Origin of the sequence: Caenispirillum bisanense (genome assembly GCF_039523075.1) — a bacterium.
In the GTDB taxonomy this organism is placed as follows: Bacteria; Pseudomonadota; Alphaproteobacteria; order Rhodospirillales; family Rhodospirillaceae; genus Caenispirillum; species Caenispirillum bisanense.
This window is the reverse complement of record NZ_BAAAEP010000073.1, coordinates 1-16,366: the sequence shown is the minus strand read 5'-3', so window position 1 is coordinate 16,366 and position 16,366 is coordinate 1. Positions and strand designations below refer to the sequence as shown.

Genomic DNA, 16,366 nt, shown 5'->3' with positions numbered 1-16,366 from the left:
GCGGTGGGGTCGACCACCGCTTCGGTGCTGCCGGCGCTGAGGCGCGGGGCATCCAGGCCCGGGGCCGGCGGCATGGGCAGCGACACCCGCTCGCCGGAGCCGATGGGGGCGCTGGGGCCGGCCGGCGCCTCGCCGCCGCCGCCGGTGGCGGCGGTGGAGGCATCGCCGCTGCCGTCCCCGGACAGCAGTCCGGCCACCTGGGCCGGGCCTTCGCCGCCGGTCATCAGCCACCACGCGGCACCGCCGCCGATCACCGCGGCGGCAAGGCCGATGGCGGCGAACAGGGCGACGCGCTTGCGGCCGGAGCCCTTGCGGGCGCCGCGGCGGGGGGCGCCGTCGTCATCGTCGTCGCCGCCCCAGGCGTCATCATCCAGCAGGTCGTCGAAACCGCGTGCCGGGCCGTCGTCCTGGCCGTCGCCGTCGTTGCCGAGGCCGGGGCCGAGCGTGGCGCCCGTGAAGAAAGGCTCGCGCCCGTCATCATCGCCGGCGCGGGTCTTCTTCTTGCGGGAGAACAGGCCCTTGAATGAGAGAGCCATGGCAGCGGTCCTTACTCAGCCAGCCGGCGCGGCTTCGGGAAGAAGCCGCGCCGGCGGAAGTCTACACCAAGAAGATTGCCGAAGGGTTACCCCTGGCGGTTGCCGTACAGGGCCAGCCCGCGCAGCAGGTCGATCGCCCGCGTCAGCTGGTAGTCCTCCGGTTCCTCCGGCGTTTCGGCGGCGGCGTCGCCGGCCGGGGCGGTGCCCGGCGGCACGGTGGCGCCCGGCGTGGGCTCCACCTGCGGCGCGCCTTCGGCACCGCCATGGCCGTTGCCGTTGCCGTTGGGGTTCTGCAGGGCGCCGCGCAGCCCGGCTTCGCTCCGGCGCGGGAAGCGGTTGTTCAGGGTCTCGATATGCGCCTGCTCGACATGGATGTCGGGCTCGATGCCGAGCGCCTGGATGGAGCGGCCCGACGGCGTGTAGTAGCGAGCGGTGGTCAGGCGCATGGCCCCGTGGCCGGGCAGCGGCACGATGGTCTGCACCGAGCCCTTGCCGAAGCTCTTGGTGCCGAGAACGATGGCGCGGCGGTGGTCCTGCAGGGCGCCGGCGACGATTTCCGACGCCGAGGCGGAGCCGTCGTTGATCAGCACCACGATGGGCTTGCCGTCGGCCAGGTCGCCCTTGCGGGCGTTGAAGCGCTGCGTCTCGTCGGCGCTGCGGGAGCGGGTGGAGACGATCTCGCCGGCATCCAGGAAGGCGTCGGACACGGCCACCGCCTGATCCAGCAGGCCGCCGGGGTTGTTGCGCAGATCGAGCACCCAGCCCTTGATCTTGTCGCCGCCCACCTGCTTCTTGATGTCGTTCATGGCCTTTTCAAGGCCCGCGTAGGTCTGTTCGCTGAACGAGGTGATGCGGACGTAGCCGATGTCGTCCTCGCTGCGCGAGCGCACCGACTGGATCTTGATGACGTCGCGGGTGAGGGTGACGTCGAACGGTTCCTGGCTCTTGCGGCGGATGGTCAGCTTGATGTCGCTGTTGACGGGGCCGCGCATCTTCTCGACCGCGTCCTGCAGCGTCATGCCGGTGACCTCTTCCTCGCCGATGTGGGTGATCAGGTCACCCGGCTGCAGGCCGGCGCGGAAGGCGGGCGTGTCGTCGATGGGCGAAACGACCTTGATGAGGCCGTTCTCCATGGTCACTTCGATGCCGAGCCCGCCGAACTCGCCGCGGGTCTGCACCTGCATGTCCTTGAAGCTGTCGGCGTTGAGGTAGCTGGAGTGGGGGTCGAGATCGGTGAGCATGCCGTTGATGGCCGCCTCGATCAGCGCCTTGTCGCCCACTTCCTCGACGTAGTCGCGGCGCACGCGCTCGAACACGTCGCCGAACAGGTCGAGCAGCCGATAGGTTTCCTCGGTATTGCGGACCTGCGGTGCTTCCGCCGCCTGCGCCGCCGGCAGGGCGCCGAACGACAGGAGGGCGAAGGCAGCCGTCGCAATCGCTAGTATACGCTTCATCCGCTGATTTTACCTTTGTTCGCCGCCAGCCACGGCAGCGGGTCGATGGGCTGCCCGTCGCGGCGCAATTCGACATAAAGGCTTGGGCCGTCCGACCGTTCCATGACGCCCACCGGCTCGCCCGCCAGAAGCCGCTGCCCCACTTGGGCATCGATGCGGCTCATCCCTGACAGCAATGTATGATATCCGCCGGCGTGTTCAAGGATCAAGAGATGCCCATAGCCGCGAAACGGACCGGAAAAGGCCACCACGCCGTCGGCCGGGGCGACCACCGCGGCGCCGCCGCGGGTTTCGATGACGATGCCCTTGGACGTGTTGCCGGGGCTGAGTTCGGAGCCGTAGCGGGTGGCGACGCGGCCACGGGCCGGCAGCGGCATGGCCCCGCGCACCTCGTCCAGCGGCCGCAGCGCCGCCTGGGTGGCGGCGGCCTTGGGGGGCGGCGGCATGGCGCCGCCGTTGGCGGAGACGCTGGCGGTCTGGGTGGTCGCCGGGGATGCCGGAGCGGTGGCAGGCGACGCCGGGCGGCTGCCGCCAGCCGGCGGTGAGACCGGCAGCAGCGCCGTGGTGCCGTCGGGCGCCATCAGCGGCCCGGCCGCCGGGGCGAGACCGCCCGGCCCCGTCGCTCCCGCCGGAGGCGGCGGGGCGGCAGGCGCCGGCGGGGCCGGCTTGGCGGCGACATGGGCGGCGATGCGGCGGGCCTCCGCCAGCTCGCGCTGACGCTTTTCCTCTTCCTCGCGCTTGCGGCGATCCTCGGCCAGCTTGTCGAGCAGGTCGCGCATGGTCTCGGCATCGGCGGCGAGTGTCTGCGCCCGCCTGGCAGCCTCCTGCGAGCGGCGGGAGGTCTGTTCCACCAGGGCGGCCTTGCGGGCGACCAGATCCTGCAGGCGGTTGTGCTCGCCTTCCAGATCCTTGCCGAGGGCGGCGATCTGGTCGTGCTGGCCGGCGATGGCGTCGCGCAGGTCGGTCAGGCGGTCGATGTCGGCACGCAGCGACTTGGCCTCCGCCCCGATGGCCGGCACCGCCGAGCGCATGAGCAGGGCCGAGCGCACCGTATCCTCCGGCGAGCCCGGCTGCATGAGCAGGGTTTCCTTCGGCCGCCACGACAGCCGCTGCAGGGCGGTCAGCACCTGCGCCATCTGGGCGTTGCGGGCCTCCAGGCCGTTGTGGAGCGCCTCTTCCTCCTCCCGCAGCTCGGCCATGCGGGTTTCCAGGTAGGACAGGCTTTCCTCGTAGTCCTGCACCTTGGCGGCGGCGGCCACCAGCCGGCTGCGCAGATCCTCGACCTCCTGGGTCAGGGCGTCGGCGGTCTTCGACAGGGTCTGCTGTTCCTGGCGGCTCTGTTCCAGCTGCTGGCGCACTTCCTCCAGCTTCTGCTGGGTCTGCGCCTCGGGGTCGGGCGCCGCGACGGCCGGCGCCGGGCCGATCCCCAGCCCGTGCCCGAGCGCACCGCCGCCGGCAAGGACGGCGGCGGCCAGCAGCGAACGGCGGAGGCGGCGCGGGCACAGGCGCACGATCAGGCGGCCCCTTCAGGCGGCGGCACAGGGCAACGGCAGGCGACGGACGGCGGCAGGCCGCCGGCGGCAGATCACTCCGCCGCGGCAGCCTGCTTGCGGGTCTGCAACAGCGAATGGCCGGTCATCTCGGCCGGCTGCGGCAGGCCCATGAGGGCGAGAACGGTGGGCGCCAGGTCGGCCAGGCGGCCGTCCTGCAACCCCACCACGTCGTCGGGGGCGCCGACCAGCAGGGCATCCACCTTGCCGACGGTGTGGGCGGTGTGCGGCTCGCCGGTCACCGGGTCGCGCATCATCTCGCAGTTGCCGTGGTCGGCGGTGACGATCATGGCGCCGCCGGCCTTCACCACCGCCTGCTCGACCCGGCCGAGGGCGATGTCGACGGCCTCGGCGGCCTTGATGGCGGCGGCCAGGATGCCGCTGTGGCCGACCATGTCGCCGTTGGCGAAATTGACGACAATGAGGTCGAAGCGGCCGGAGCCGATGGCGTCCACCAGCCGGTCGGTCACCTCCGGCGCGCTCATTTCCGGCTGCAGGTCGTAGGTGGCGACCTTGGGGCTCGGCACCAGGATGCGTTCCTCGCCGGGGTAGACCCGTTCCTCGCCGCCGTTCAGGAAGAAGGTGACGTGGGCGTACTTCTCGGTTTCGGCGATGCGCAGCTGGGTACGGCCGGCGGTGGCGACCACCTCGCCGAGGATGCCGGTCAGCGCCTCGGGCGGGAACAGGGTGTCGAGCCAGGCCGTGTGGGCGACCGAATACTGGCCCATGCCGGCGGCGGCGGCGAAGCGCACCACGCGGGGGCGGGCGAAGCCGTCGAAGGCGGGGTCGAGCAGCGCCTGGGTGATCTCGCGGGCGCGGTCGGCGCGGAAGTTGGCGAACAGCACGCCGTCGCCGTCGCGGGCGCCGGCATAGTCGCCGACGATGGCCGGCTGCACGAACTCGTCGGTCTTGCCGGCGGCGTAGGAGGCGTCGATCAGCTCCAGGGCATCGCCGTGGCGGGCGCCGGCGGCGTCGATCATGGCGTCATAGGCGGCCTGCACGCGGTCCCACCGCTTGTCGCGGTCCATGGCATAGAAGCGGCCGGCGACGGTGGCGATGCGGACGTCGCCCAGCCCCTCGATGTCGGCCAGGAAGCGGGCGGTGAACTCGCGGCCCGACTGCGGCGGGGTGTCGCGGCCGTCCAGGAAGGCATGCACCCGCACCGGCACGCCGGCCGCCGCCACCACCTTGGCCAGAGCCACCATGTGGTCCTGGTGGCTGTGGACGCCGCCGGGGCTGAGCAGGCCCATGAGGTGGCAGGCGCCGCCCGAGGCCTTCAGCTTGTCGATGAAGCGCAGCAGCGCCTCGTTGCGGGCGAGCGAGCCGTCGGCGATGGCGCGGTCGATGCGCGGCAGGTCCTGCATCACCACGCGGCCGGCGCCGATGTTCATGTGGCCGACTTCCGAGTTGCCCATCTGCCCCTCGGGCAGGCCGACGTCGTAGCCGGAGGTTTCCACCAGCGCCCGCGGGGCGGACGACATCAGGCGGTCCCAGTTCGGCGTGTCGGCCTGAGCGATGGCGTTGTCGGTGGGGTCCTCGCGATGGCCCCAGCCATCGAGGATGCAGAGGACAACCGGCTTCGGCGGGCGGTTCGGGGTGCTTGCGCTGGTCATCGGGGGCCTGGCTGCTTTCCTGAGCGGTGGGGGGAAATCAGGCCCTGAACATAAGGCGGCGGGCCTGAAAGTTCCACAGGGAAGGGCTCGATTCGCCGTCAGGCGAGCACCCGCGCCCGCCGGACCTCGCGGTTCACGGCGGCGGCGATCAGCGCCTTCAGGATGTCGCCGGGGATGAAGGCGGCCATCACCATGGCGGCCTTGGTCAGCGGCATGTCGGTCACCAGGGCGAGGCCGGGGATGCCGAAGGCGTAGAGGGTGAGGATGCCGCCCACCACCGAGGCGGTGACGCCGGCCAGCATCGGCCGCCCCTCCGGCATGGCGCGCCAGATCAGGCCGATGACGATGGCGGCGATGGGGAAGCCGACCAGGAAGCCGACGGTCGGGCCGACAAACACGCCCAGCCCGCCGCGGCCGCCGGCCAGCAGCGGGGCGCCCATGGCGACCACCGCCAGGAACACCAGCACGGCGGCGGCGCCACGCCACGGGCCGAGGATCAGGCCGGCCAGCATGATGCCGAGGGTCTGGGCGGTGATCGGCACGCCGCCGGCGAAGGGCAGGGTGATCTGCGGCACCAGCCCGAGGGCGGCGATGAGGGCGGCGAACAGGGCGATGCGGGCGACGGTGGACGGCATGGTCTTACTTCTCCAGGAAACCGCCGCGGGCGGCGAGCGCCTCTGCGGCGCGGTCGGCGTCATCCAGGGCGCCGATCACGAAGGGGATCAGCAGCCGCCAGTGCGGCCGGCGCGGGGAGCGGGTGCGCCAGGCCTCGCCCAGCGTCCGCCAGCGCTCGGCCAGCAGCGGCGCGAAACGGAGCGTCATGGCGAGCGCCACCGCCACGGCGCGGGTGGGCACGCCCAGGCGGCGCAGCGGCGCCAGCGCCCGCTCGAAGGCGGTCAGCATCTCCGACAGCGGCGTGACGGCGGAGACGATGCCGGCCAGAATCACCAGGGTGACGATGCGCAGGCATACCACCAGCCCGAGCAGCCAGTCGCCGAGCGCCGCGTGCATGGCGAAGGACAGCACGATCACCAGCGCCAGCGGCCGCAGCCCGGCCACTGCCGACCATGCCCCGGCCAGGGCGGCCAGCGCCAGCACCGCGGCGACCGCCGCCGCCAGGGCCAGCGGATCGCCCAGGCGGAACAGGCCGACGCTCGCCGCCGCCAGCAGCAGCAGCTTGACGCCGGCCGGCAGCCGGCGGGCAGGGGCGGCGAGCGGCGTCAGGCGACCCATGGCGTCGCCTCCGCCGTGCCGTCGGCGTCGCGCAGGTCGCCGAGGCCGGCCAGCCGGTGCATGGCGGCCAGGAAGGCGGGCAGCACCGTCTCGGGCGGGCCGTCGCGCTCCACCCGGCCGGCTTCCAGCCACAGGATGCGGTCGAAGCCGGCGAAGTCCTCGGCGGCGTGGCCGATCAGCATCACCTGCTGCGGCAGCCCGGCGATGAAGCGGGCGAGGCGCAGGCGGGTGGGGATGTCGAGGCCGGCATAGGGTTCGTCCAGCACCAGCAGGCGCGGCCCCATGACGAGCACCGCCAGCAGGCAGACCAGCCGCCGCTGCCCCTCCGACAGCGCCGCCACCGGGCGCGCCGCCCAGTCGGCGACGGCATGGTCGGCGAGCAGGGCGCGGGCGCGGTCCTCCGCCTCGCGGCGGGGGGTGCCGAACTCCACCAGCCCGAAGGCGATTTCCTCCACCACCGTCGGGCACAGGATCTGATGATCGGAATTCTGGAACAGGAAGCCGACGCAGGCCACCGCCTCGCGGCTGCGGGCGGCGGGGTCGAGTCCGTGGACGCGCACGCAGCCGGCATCGGGCTTCAGCAGCCCCTTCACCAGCCGCGCCAGGGTCGACTTGCCGGAGCCGTTGCGGCCGACCAGCCCGATGCGGCGCTCCCCGAGGGCGAGGCTGACCGCCGCCAGGGCGACCTGACCGCCGCGGCGGACGGTGACGTCCGTCAGTTCCACACCCTGCACCGCGCCGTTCACGCCGTTCTCGTCCCGCTCGTTCCGCTGCTGGAAGGATGCCCCCACCTTTGGCACGGCGGCGGCGACTCGGCAAGGCGCTTCGACAGCTGCTTGTCCGGGGAAAAAATGCGTCTTTCCGCCCGTCTACCGCGCAAGCCCCCTCGCAACCGCGCGCCGGGCATGGCAGGCTGTGCCGGTGGCGGCCGCGTGGCGGCGGATTTCGGGGGAGAAATCATGGAGCTGAAGGTTCTCGCACTGGTTCTTGCCGGCGGCAAGGGCACCCGCCTGGCACCGCTGACGGCGGAACGGGCCAAGCCGGCGGTGCCGTTCGGCGGCAAGTACCGCATCATCGATTTTGTCCTCAGCAACCTGATCAACTCCGGCATCTACTCGATCTATGTGCTGATCCAGTTCCGCAGCCAGTCGCTGCTGCAGCACCTGCGCGACGGCTGGCAGTTCGGCAGCATGCTGCAGAACCAGTTCATCATCCCGGTGCCGGCCCAGATGCGCACCCCCGGCGAGACCTGGTACAAGGGCACCGCCGACGCGGTGTTCCAGAACGCCAACCTGATCGAGCAGTCGCGCCCCGACGTGGTGGTGCTGTTCGGCGCCGACCACATCTACCGCATGGACGTGCGGCAGATGATCGCCTACCACCGCGACAAGGGGGCGGGCGTCACCATCTCCGCCCTGCCGGTGGCCAAGCGCTTCGCCAAGGATTTCGGGGTGATCGAGGTGGACGGCGACGGCCGCATCGTCGGCTTCCACGAAAAGAAGCCCGATGCGCCCACCATGCCCGGCCGGCCCGACATGGTGCTGGCCTCCATGGGCAACTACGTGTTCGACGCCGACCTGCTGCTGGACCTGGTGGGCAGCGATGCCGCCGACCCGCGCAGCGGCCACGACTTCGGCACCGACATCCTGCCGAACCTGATCGGCCGCGTGCCCATGTACGCCTACGACTACCAGACCAACCACATCGCCGGCGACCCGGTCGACAAGGTGCCCTACTGGCGCGACGTGGGGACGCTGGATGCCTATTACGAGGCCAACATGGACATGCGGGCCATCGACCCGCCGCTGAACCTCTACAACCGGCAATGGCCGCTGCGCACCGCCGGCTACAGCGATCCTCCGGCCAAGTTCGCCTTCGACGAGGAAAAGCGGCGCGGCCAGGCCATCGATTCCATCCTGTGCGGCGGCTGCATCATCTCCGGCAGCACCGTGAAGCGCAGCGTGCTCGGCCGCTACGTGCGGGTGCATTCCTACGCCCTGGTGGAGGACAGCATCCTGTTCGACGACGTGGAGGTCGGACGCGGCTGCCGCATCCGCCGCGCCATCATCGAGAAGAACGTCCACATCCCGCCCGGCACCGTCATCGGCTACGACGCCGAGGAAGACCGCCGCCGCTGGCAGGTGACGGAAAGCGGCCTGGTGGTCATCAAGGGCGAGCGGTCGCTGGTGCCGATCTCGTCGCTCACCCTGTAACCGGCGTCCCCCGCGGGGCGGAGGAGGCTTACGCCCCCGCCGCCAGCCGGTAGACCGCCGTTTCCGGCCGCGCCAGCACCCAGCCGCCGACCCGCGCCACCTGCCCGGCGCGGAAGGCGCGGCGGGTTTCATCGGCGATGGCGGCCAGCACCTCGGCATCGGACAGCTTTGCCACGGCCCCCAGGTCGAGCCCCGTCGCCTCGCGGCAGAGGGCTTCGGCCGAGGCCACCGGCCACGCCACCGCCGCGGCGGCGGAACGGCCGCCGGCCAGGGTGCGGCACAGGCGGCGCAGGCGATCCTCACTGCCTCCGGCGGGCAGTGCCGCGGCCGGTGCCGTCACCGTGGCGGCAACCGCGCCGGCCGCCCCGGCGGCGAGAACGGCCCGGCGCGACAGGGCAGCGCCGGCGGTGGCGGTGGCGGTGGGAGTCTTGTCACGAGTCATTGCTCATCCTCTCCCGCAGGTGGTCGGCCAGGCGCAGCGACAGCGCGGCGATGGGCCAGGTCGGGGTGGTGGCGCCGATGGTCGGGAACACCGAACTGCCGGTGACGTAAAGGTTGTCCATGCCGTGCATGCGCAGGTCGGCATCGACCACGCCATCCTCCGCCGCCGCGCTCATGCGGGTGGTGCCGCAGTGGTGGTAGCCCCACTCGACGCTGTCGCTCCACTGGCCATTGGGCTCGAAGTCGATCTTCACGCGGCCCAGCCCTGCCTCGCCCAGCGCCTGCGCCAGCGTCATCAGCGACACGTCGACGCTGTGCAGGTCGATGTCGTTGGCGCGGAAGTCGAGCCGCGCCCGCGGCATGCCGAAGCGGTCGGTGCCGGTATCCAGGCTCACCCGCGAGTCGGGGTTGGGCGTGCTTTCCGCGATGGCCCGGACGTAGAAGTGCATGGTGGCGTCGCTCATGCCCAGCTTCTCGCCGGCGTGGGACAGCACGTCGTCGAAGTTGGAGAACATGCCGACGATGTCGCGGTCCAGGGTCTGCGGCCACTTGAACCGCTCCAGGTCGCCGGCGATGCGGCGGAAGGCGCGGATGCCGTAGCTCTGGCCGGGGATGAGGGTGAAGTTGACGTTGGTCAGCTTGTGTTCGCGCTGGAAGTCGTCCGACGTCTCGATGGCCGGCACAACCACGGTATCGCCCAGCTGGCGGCCCTTCCACGGCAGGTAGATGGAGGCTTCCGCCGCCGCCATGGGCATGGCCAGCACGCCGACGTCGGCCCCCACATGGTCCATGAAGAAGCGGCCGACCAGATCGGGCGAGGCGCCGAGGGCGCGGTCCTTCACCGTCCGCACCGCCAGCAGCAGGCGGGCGTTTTCCACCCCGCCGAGGGCGAGCACGAAGAAGCGGGCGGCGACCGTGAAGGTCTCGTTGTCGTAGCGCTGGACGGTGACGCGGCCGATCCGGCGGTTGCCCTCGTCGGCCGGCTCCAGGTCGACCACGCTGGCGCGCAGCACGCAGGTGATGGCGCCGGTGGTTTCCAGGTCGTCGCGGTAGCGCTCGGCGAAGCGGGTGGGCGGGCTCAGCTGCGACACGCTCTGCACGAAGGTGTCGGGCAGCGGGAACAGCTCGCCGCCGACCGCCTCCACCCAGTCCTCGGCATGGAAGCCGCGGTCGGTGATTTCCACCAGCGGCCGCGCCTTGTCCAGGTAGCCGAACAGGGTGTCGTAGGTGATGGGCCAGCCGCTGCGCGGAATCCAGTCGCGCGCCTCGAAGTCGATGCGGTTGTAGGGGCGGCAGTAGCCGGACCAGTGGTTGGTGGTGCCGCCGAAATAGCGCAGGCGCGACGAATAGATCGGCGCATAGCCCTGGGATTCGCCGTCGTAGACGTCCTGCGACTCGTCGGTGAACTCCTCCTCGCCGGCTTCCAGCAGGATGACCTTGGCACCGCCTGCCGCCATCTCGCGCGCCAGCGTGATGCCGGCGGCGCCGGCGCCGACGATGCACACGTCCCCTGTCAGCTCCGACCCCGGGTCGATGCCTTCCGCGGTGATGATCATGGCGTCTCCGAAGGTTCCTGAGGTCCGGCGCGCTGCCGCGCCGTCGCCAGGAAACCGTACACGCCTGCCCGGTGCTGTCCATTCCACCGCAAGGGGAGCGGCGGCTCTTTCGCGCCCGCCGCTCATGCCAAGGGCGTAGGACGGGCGGCGTGGGAGCGCCGGGCGGCGGCGCCTATTCCGCCGCCGCGTCGTGGGGCGGGCGCCACCAGTCCAGATGGTCGCGGAAGCTGACGGTCTCGCCCACCACCACGATGGCCGGCGGCTCCAGCCCGTGTTCGGCCACCAGTCGCGGAAGGTCCGCCAGCACGCCGGTGACCACCCGCTGCGCCGGGGTCGCGGCCGAGGCGACGATGGCGGCGCTTTCCTGCGGATCGCGTCCGCCGGCCAGCAGGCGGTCGACGATGGTCTGCAGGTGCTTGAGCGCCATGTAGAAGACGATCACCGGGCTGCCCTTGGCCAGTTCCGCCCAGCGGATGCCGTCGGGCACCTCGCCGGTGGAGGCGTGGCCGGTCACGAAGGTGACGGCGGCGTTGGTGTCGCGGGTGGTGGCGGGAATGCCGGCATAGGCCAGGCCGCCGATGCCGGCGGTGATGCCGGGCACGACGCGGAACGGAATGCCGGCTTCGGCCAGCGCCCGCGCTTCCTCCGCCCCCCGCCCGAACACGAAGGGATCGCCGCCCTTCAGCCGCAGCACCCGGCGGCCGGCGCGGGCGAGGTCGATGAGCGAGGCGGTGATGGAGGGCTGGCTGGGGCTCGGCTTGCCGCCGCGCTTGCCGGCATAGACCAGTTCCGCCGCCGGATTGGCCAGGGCCAGAGCGCCCTGGTCGACCAGCGCGTCATAGACCACCACGTCGGCCGAGCGCAGGGCATGGGCGGCCAGCAGGGTCAGCAGGCCGGGATCGCCCGGACCCGCCCCCACCAGCCACACCCAGCCCGGCTCGAAGGCCGGCAGCGAGAAGGGAAGCGTCGTCTCCATGCCGCGCACGCTAGCGCAAGCCCGCGCGCGTTTCCAGCGGCGTCAGCCGCCGCCGCCGCGCAGCAGGCGGTCGAGCACCGAGGCAAGCATCTGCCGCCGCACCGGCTTGGGCAGGATGCTGGCCGGGTGGTCCTGGTTGATGCGGTCGACGGTCGCCTGATCGCCCGAGGCGGTGAGGTAGACGATGGGCACGTTGCGGCCGGCGTGGATTTCCTGCGCCGCGTCGACGCCATCGCCGGGGCCGCGCAGGCGCACGTCCATCAGCACCACGTCGGGTTCCAGCTGGCGGGCCATGGTCACCGCCCCGCTGGCGGAGGAGGCGACGCCGCAGACGTCGTATCCCATCTCTTCCACCATGTCCTGGATGTCCATGGCGATGAGGGCTTCGTCCTCGACGATCAGGATGCGGCAGGCGGGCATGGAGCCTCCTTCGGTTGTCCCATCAACGGAGGTGCCGCTGCCGCCGTTGCGGCGGCCCTCGGCGGCCTCAGGGATCGGCGGGCAGCCACAGGCGGCAGTGCAGCCCGGCGGGATCGAAGACCATGGTGCAGCGGCCGGACAGGTCATGGCCGATCATGCCGGTGATGAGCCGGGTGCCGAAGCCCTTGCGCAGCGGTTCCGCCACCGGCGGGCCATCGTGCTCGCGCCAGTGGAGGGCGAGGCCGGGGCGACCGTCGTCGTTGGGGGTCAGGCGCCAGTCCAGGTCGACGCGGCCGCCCGGCACCGACAGGGCGCCGTGCCTGGCGGCGTTGCAGGCCAGTTCATACAGCACCAGGGCCAGCGCCAGATGGACGGGCGGCGGCAGGGTCAGCGCCGCGTCGCCCCGCAGCCGGCACTGCGCCTGCCACGGCGCCAGCGCCTGGGCCGCGGCGGCATGGAGCGGCACCGGCTTCCAGTCGGCGGTCACCAGCAGCCCGTGCGCCTCCGCCATCGCCCCCAGGCGGCCGAGGAAGCGGTCGCCGAACTGCTCCAGGTCGGCGGCGCGGACCAGCGTCTGGCGGGCGATGGACTGCACCACCGCCAGGGTGTTCTTGACCCGGTGGCTGAGTTCCGCCACCAGCAGCCGCTGGTGACGCTCCGCCTCGCGCGCCTCGTGGTGGGCGCGGGCCAGCTCGACATTGGCAAGGGCGAGGGCGGCGGCATTGGACAGCGCCTGCAGCAGCTCCAGCTCCGCCGGCGTCGGCTGGTGGCGGCGCCCCCAATAGGCGCCCAGCACCGCCACCGGGTCATCCTCCCGCACCGGCGCCACCGCCAGACTGCGCACGAAGGTGGGGCGGTAGAGCCCGACCGGCAGGCGGGGATCGGCGGCGACATCGTCCACCACCACCAGCCGCCGTTCGCGCAGGGCGACGCCGGAGATACATTCCTCCTGCGGGAAGCGCCGGCCCTTCCACAGCGGTTCCAGCGCATCCTCCTCGGCATAATGGCAGAGGCCGCCGTCGCGCAGCACGAAGGAGACGCCGTCGCAGCCGAGCAGGTCGCGGCCGGCGCGGGTGGTCAGGCGCATGACGGTGTCGAGGTCGCGGGCCGCCGACAGCGACGCCACGGTGGCGATCAGCTGGCGGGAGAGGCCGTCGGGGGCGGCGGGGGAGCGGGCGGCAGTCATCCAGACGGGTCTCCGGCGGCAGCGTCGCAGGCGCTGCACCTGGGGGCGTTGAATGCTGCTGTCAAGGGCCGGTCAGGGGTGGCCGTGCCCGTCGCCGCCGCCGGTTCCGCCGCCGTTTCCGCCATCGCCCGTCGCCGCCCGCGCCTGCCGTGCCAGCTCCACCAGCACGCGGCGGGCATCGCCGGGTTCGGTCAGCGGCTGGGGGAATGGCAGGCGGGCGGCTTCCTCGCCGCGCACCAGGTCGCAGCCGTCGGCATCCAGCGCCGCCAGCTGCCAGCCGTCGCCGTCGCGGCCGAGCAGGCGGGTGGCATAGAGCGCCACGGCCTCGGCGTGGTCGTCGTTCATGTGGCCGCAGATGCCCGCCTCGGCGGCGGCGAGCGCGGCGGCGACGTCGGGCGGCGTCAGGGCGTCGGCGGGGTCGTCCAGCCACACCGCGCGGGCGAAGCCGCCGACGAAGTGGACGCGGGTGATGGTCATGCGGAAGAAGCCGAAGTCGCCGAACCCGGCATAGAGCGCCGCCGCCGGATGGCGTGCGAGGAAGCGGCGGCGGCAGCGGTCGATGTCGGCCTCGGCGGTCAGGCGGTCGATGCGGCCCATGACGGTGGCGCGGGCGCCGGTCTGCGGGTTGGGCAGGCCGTCGGTGTCGTCCAGCAGCAGGGCGGCGCGGGGATCGGCCGCCAGGTTGCGGGTGTGGTCGGACAGGCCCGACAGCAGCAGGATCGGGCTGGCGTCGTGGTCGGTGGCGAAGGTCACCAGGCTGGCGTAGGGGGCGCCGGGGTCGCGCTCGCCGGCCGCCGTCATGGTGGTGGCGAGGGTGGCCTTGGTCCGCTCGCGCAGCAGGCGGCGGACCGCCTCGCGGTGGCTGCGGCCGGGCTTGATGACGGGGATTTCGGGCTTCATGGGGCGGTTCCGGATGATGGCGGGTAAACCCGAACTCTCCGCCGCCGATCGCCCCTTGGCAAGCGGTGGCGATTGCGGCCACACTGACGCCATGCACCGCAGCGTCTCCATACGCCCGCGGCCGGCCGACCAGCGGCCGCGCGCGGATCATCGTCCGGTCGGGTTCCCCGTCTGGCTGGCGATGGTGGCGTTGTGGCTGCAGGTGGTGGTCCCCCTCGGACAGGCCGTTCCCCTTCCGGCCGGGGCCGACGCACCGCTGCGCACCCTTGTCATCTGCACCGGGTTCGGCACCCGTGTGATCGACCAGGGGCAGGAGCCCCGCGGCGGGTCTTCCTCCGTCCCCGCCGCGTTTGCGTGCTCCGTCTGTACCGCCCTCGGCCTGACCGGCCTGCCGGTGCCCGATGTGGCCGCCCCCATGCCGGGCGCCGCGCCGTTCGCCGTGTTCGCCGAGGCGAGTGCAACCGCCCCGCTCGACCGCGCGCCGCTGTCGGTCCGGGCCCGCGGGCCGCCGCCTGCCGTCGTCTGAGCACACGCCGTTTCACCATTGCCTGACGACGACCCGACGGGCGCCTGCACGCGCCGCCCGTCCGCAGGAGTTTCATACCCATGTTCACCCGCATCCTCGGCGCCGCCACCGTCGCCGGCCTCATGCTTGCCGGCGCTGCCGGCGCCTTTGCCCATGGCGACAACAACGCCACCGCCGGCGCCATCGAAGTGGGCCACGCCTGGGCCCGCGCCTCGGCCGGCATGGCCCGCGCCGGCGGCACCTTCCTTGAACTGACCAACTCCGGCAGCGAGCCCGACGCGCTGCTGAAGGCCGCCGCCGACGTCTCCGACGTGGTGGAGCTGCACACCCACATCATGGAAGGCGACGTCATGAAGATGCGCCCGGTGGAGCGCATCGACATCGCCGCCGGCGAAAGCGTGCAGCTGAAGCCCGGCGGCCTGCACGTCATGCTCATCGGCCTCAAGGAGCCGCTGAAGGAAGGCACCAGCTTCCCGCTGACGCTGACCTTCGAGAAGGCCGGCGAGACCACGGTCACCGTGAAGGTCAACGGCCCCGGCGCCATGACCTACGACGGCACCCCGGCGCCGGCCGCCGACGCGGCCGCCGGCCATGGCGGCGCCCAGATGCAGCACGGCAAGGCGCACTGACGCCGAGCGCGGGACGGGCGGGCCGCGGCCGGCGTCCGTCCCGCATTTTTCATCGGACACGGCGCGCCCTCTTGCACTAGGATCGCGGCCCATCGCTGCAACCCGGTTCGAGATCAGGAGCCGCCCGCCCATGACCCCGCCCAAGAAGACCCCGCTGCCCCCCGAAGAGCGTGAAGTCTGGCTGCGCAAGGCCAAGACGCTGTCCGAGGCGCTGCCCTTCATGCGCGAGTTCGCCGGCAGCACCGTCGTCGTCAAGTACGGCGGCCACGCCATGGGCGACGCCGAACTGGCGGAACAGTTCGCCAGCGACATCGTGCTGCTGAAGCAGGTGGGCATCAACCCGGTGGTGGTCCACGGCGGCGGCCCGCAGATCGGCCGCATGCTCGACCGCCTGAAGATCGAGTCGGAATTCGTCGACGGCCTGCGCGTCACCGATCAGGCGACGGTGGACATCGTCGAGATGGTGCTGGCCGGCGCCATCAACAAGGAAATCGTCACCGCCATCAACAAGGCCGGCGGCTTCGCCATCGGCATGTCGGGCAAGGACGGCAACCTGATCAAGGCCCGCAAGCTGCGCCGCACCAAGAAGGACCCGGACAGCAACATCGAACGGGTGCTGGACCTGGGCTTCGTCGGCGAGCCGACCGAGATCACGCCGCACCTGCTGGACATGTTCGAGGAAAGCGACGTCATCCCGGTGATCGCCCCCATCGGCATCGGTCCGAACGGCGAGACGTTCAACATCAACGCCGACACGGCGGCGGGCGCCATCGCGGCGGCCACCGGCGCCTCGCGCCTGCTGATGCTGACGGACGTGGTGGGCGTGCTGGACAAGGAAGGCCAGCTGATCCCCGACATGACCATCGCCGAGGCGCGCGCCTGCATCGCCGACGGCACCATCAAGGGCGGCATGATCCCCAAGGTGGAAACCTGCATGCACGCGGTGGAGCAGGGCGTGGAGGGCGCGGTGATCCTGGACGGCCGGGTGCCGCACGCCATCCTGCTGGAAATCTTCACCCCCCACGGCGCCGGCACGGCGGTGTGGATGGACTGACCTCCGCGTTCCTCCAGGAACGCGGCGCCGCGCAAGCGGCGTGAGCCAAGGGGGGGCGGCAGGCTCCCCGCCCCGCGCC

17 protein-coding genes are annotated in these 16,366 nt (G+C 72.1%); 4 read left to right on the top strand and 13 right to left on the bottom strand.

Features of this window, described 5'->3' with window-relative positions:
* From ABD056_RS21090 to ABD056_RS21060, 7 genes are all read right to left on the bottom strand, one after another.
* A partial coding sequence (locus ABD056_RS21090; protein WP_425545068.1) for a hypothetical protein occupies nt 1-536 on the bottom strand: 536 nt, incomplete at its 3' end.
* A gap of 86 nt (nt 537-622) precedes the next feature.
* The gene (locus ABD056_RS21085; protein ID WP_343870019.1) at nt 623-1,990 is read right to left on the bottom strand and encodes a S41 family peptidase; all 1,368 of its coding nucleotides are present in this window, start codon (nt 1,988-1,990) and stop codon (nt 623-625) included.
* The gene (locus ABD056_RS21080) at nt 1,987-3,501 is read right to left on the bottom strand and encodes a murein hydrolase activator EnvC family protein (RefSeq protein WP_343870017.1); all 1,515 of its coding nucleotides are present in this window, start codon (nt 3,499-3,501) and stop codon (nt 1,987-1,989) included. Before ABD056_RS21080 ends, ABD056_RS21085 begins: the two co-directional genes overlap by 4 nt.
* A gap of 74 nt (nt 3,502-3,575) precedes the next feature.
* Nucleotides 3,576-5,153 carry a 2,3-bisphosphoglycerate-independent phosphoglycerate mutase gene (gpmI, locus tag ABD056_RS21075; protein WP_343870016.1) on the bottom strand — a complete coding sequence of 526 codons (1,578 nt, stop codon included), beginning with the start codon at nt 5,151-5,153 and terminating at the stop codon, nt 3,576-3,578.
* 98 nt (nt 5,154-5,251) lie between these two features.
* Nucleotides 5,252-5,788 (bottom strand): biotin transporter BioY, encoded by a 537-nt coding sequence (locus tag ABD056_RS21070; RefSeq protein ID WP_343870014.1) that lies wholly within the window; start codon nt 5,786-5,788, stop codon nt 5,252-5,254.
* A gap of 4 nt (nt 5,789-5,792) precedes the next feature.
* Nucleotides 5,793-6,386: a CbiQ family ECF transporter T component gene (locus tag ABD056_RS21065; RefSeq protein ID WP_343870013.1), complete on the bottom strand. Its 594-nt coding sequence runs from the start codon at nt 6,384-6,386 to the stop codon at nt 5,793-5,795.
* Complete coding sequence (locus ABD056_RS21060) at nt 6,374-7,177, bottom strand: energy-coupling factor ABC transporter ATP-binding protein (RefSeq protein ID WP_343870011.1); 804 nt, start codon at nt 7,175-7,177, stop codon at nt 6,374-6,376. Before ABD056_RS21060 ends, ABD056_RS21065 begins: the two co-directional genes overlap by 13 nt.
* 168 nt (nt 7,178-7,345) lie before the next feature.
* Here ABD056_RS21060 and glgC point away from each other — a divergent pair, with 168 nt between their 5' ends.
* Nucleotides 7,346-8,599: a glucose-1-phosphate adenylyltransferase gene (gene glgC, locus ABD056_RS21055; RefSeq protein ID WP_343870009.1), complete on the top strand. Its 1,254-nt coding sequence runs from the start codon at nt 7,346-7,348 to the stop codon at nt 8,597-8,599.
* Nucleotides 8,600-8,627: 28 nt separating this feature from the next.
* Here glgC and ABD056_RS21050 read toward each other — a convergent pair whose 3' ends face one another.
* The 6 genes from ABD056_RS21050 to ABD056_RS21025 form a co-directional block, all read right to left on the bottom strand.
* Complete coding sequence (locus ABD056_RS21050) at nt 8,628-9,041, bottom strand: hypothetical protein (protein WP_343870007.1); 414 nt, start codon at nt 9,039-9,041, stop codon at nt 8,628-8,630.
* A complete protein-coding gene (locus ABD056_RS21045; protein ID WP_343870005.1) occupies nt 9,031-10,596 on the bottom strand; it encodes an FAD-dependent oxidoreductase in 1,566 nt (521 codons plus the stop codon). The genes ABD056_RS21050 and ABD056_RS21045 overlap by 11 nt, the downstream gene beginning before the upstream one ends.
* A gap of 172 nt (nt 10,597-10,768) precedes the next feature.
* The gene (gene cobA, locus ABD056_RS21040) at nt 10,769-11,572 is read right to left on the bottom strand and encodes a uroporphyrinogen-III C-methyltransferase (RefSeq protein WP_343870003.1); all 804 of its coding nucleotides are present in this window, start codon (nt 11,570-11,572) and stop codon (nt 10,769-10,771) included.
* 42 nt (nt 11,573-11,614) lie between these two features.
* Complete coding sequence (locus ABD056_RS21035) at nt 11,615-11,992, bottom strand: response regulator (protein ID WP_343870001.1); 378 nt, start codon at nt 11,990-11,992, stop codon at nt 11,615-11,617.
* Nucleotides 11,993-12,059: 67 nt separating this feature from the next.
* Nucleotides 12,060-13,178, bottom strand: a complete 1,119-nt coding sequence (locus ABD056_RS21030; RefSeq protein WP_343869999.1) for an HWE histidine kinase domain-containing protein — start codon at nt 13,176-13,178, stop codon at nt 12,060-12,062.
* 72 nt (nt 13,179-13,250) lie between these two features.
* Entirely contained in the window at nt 13,251-14,078 is an 828-nt protein-coding gene (locus ABD056_RS21025) for a HugZ family pyridoxamine 5'-phosphate oxidase (protein WP_343869997.1), read from the bottom strand.
* Between ABD056_RS21025 and ABD056_RS21020 the strand changes: the two genes are divergently transcribed.
* The 3 genes from ABD056_RS21020 (at nt 14,077) to argB (ending at nt 16,287) form a co-directional block, all read left to right on the top strand.
* Nucleotides 14,077-14,604 carry a DUF2946 family protein gene (locus ABD056_RS21020; RefSeq protein ID WP_343869995.1) on the top strand — a complete coding sequence of 176 codons (528 nt, stop codon included), beginning with the start codon at nt 14,077-14,079 and terminating at the stop codon, nt 14,602-14,604. The two genes, ABD056_RS21025 and ABD056_RS21020, sit on opposite strands and share 2 nt — an antisense overlap.
* 80 nt (nt 14,605-14,684) lie before the next feature.
* Nucleotides 14,685-15,233, top strand: a complete 549-nt coding sequence (locus tag ABD056_RS21015) for a copper chaperone PCu(A)C (protein ID WP_343869993.1) — start codon at nt 14,685-14,687, stop codon at nt 15,231-15,233.
* Between the two features lie 130 nt (nt 15,234-15,363).
* Entirely contained in the window at nt 15,364-16,287 is a 924-nt protein-coding gene (gene argB, locus ABD056_RS21010; protein WP_343869991.1) for an acetylglutamate kinase, read from the top strand.
* Nucleotides 16,288-16,366 lie beyond the last annotated feature (79 nt).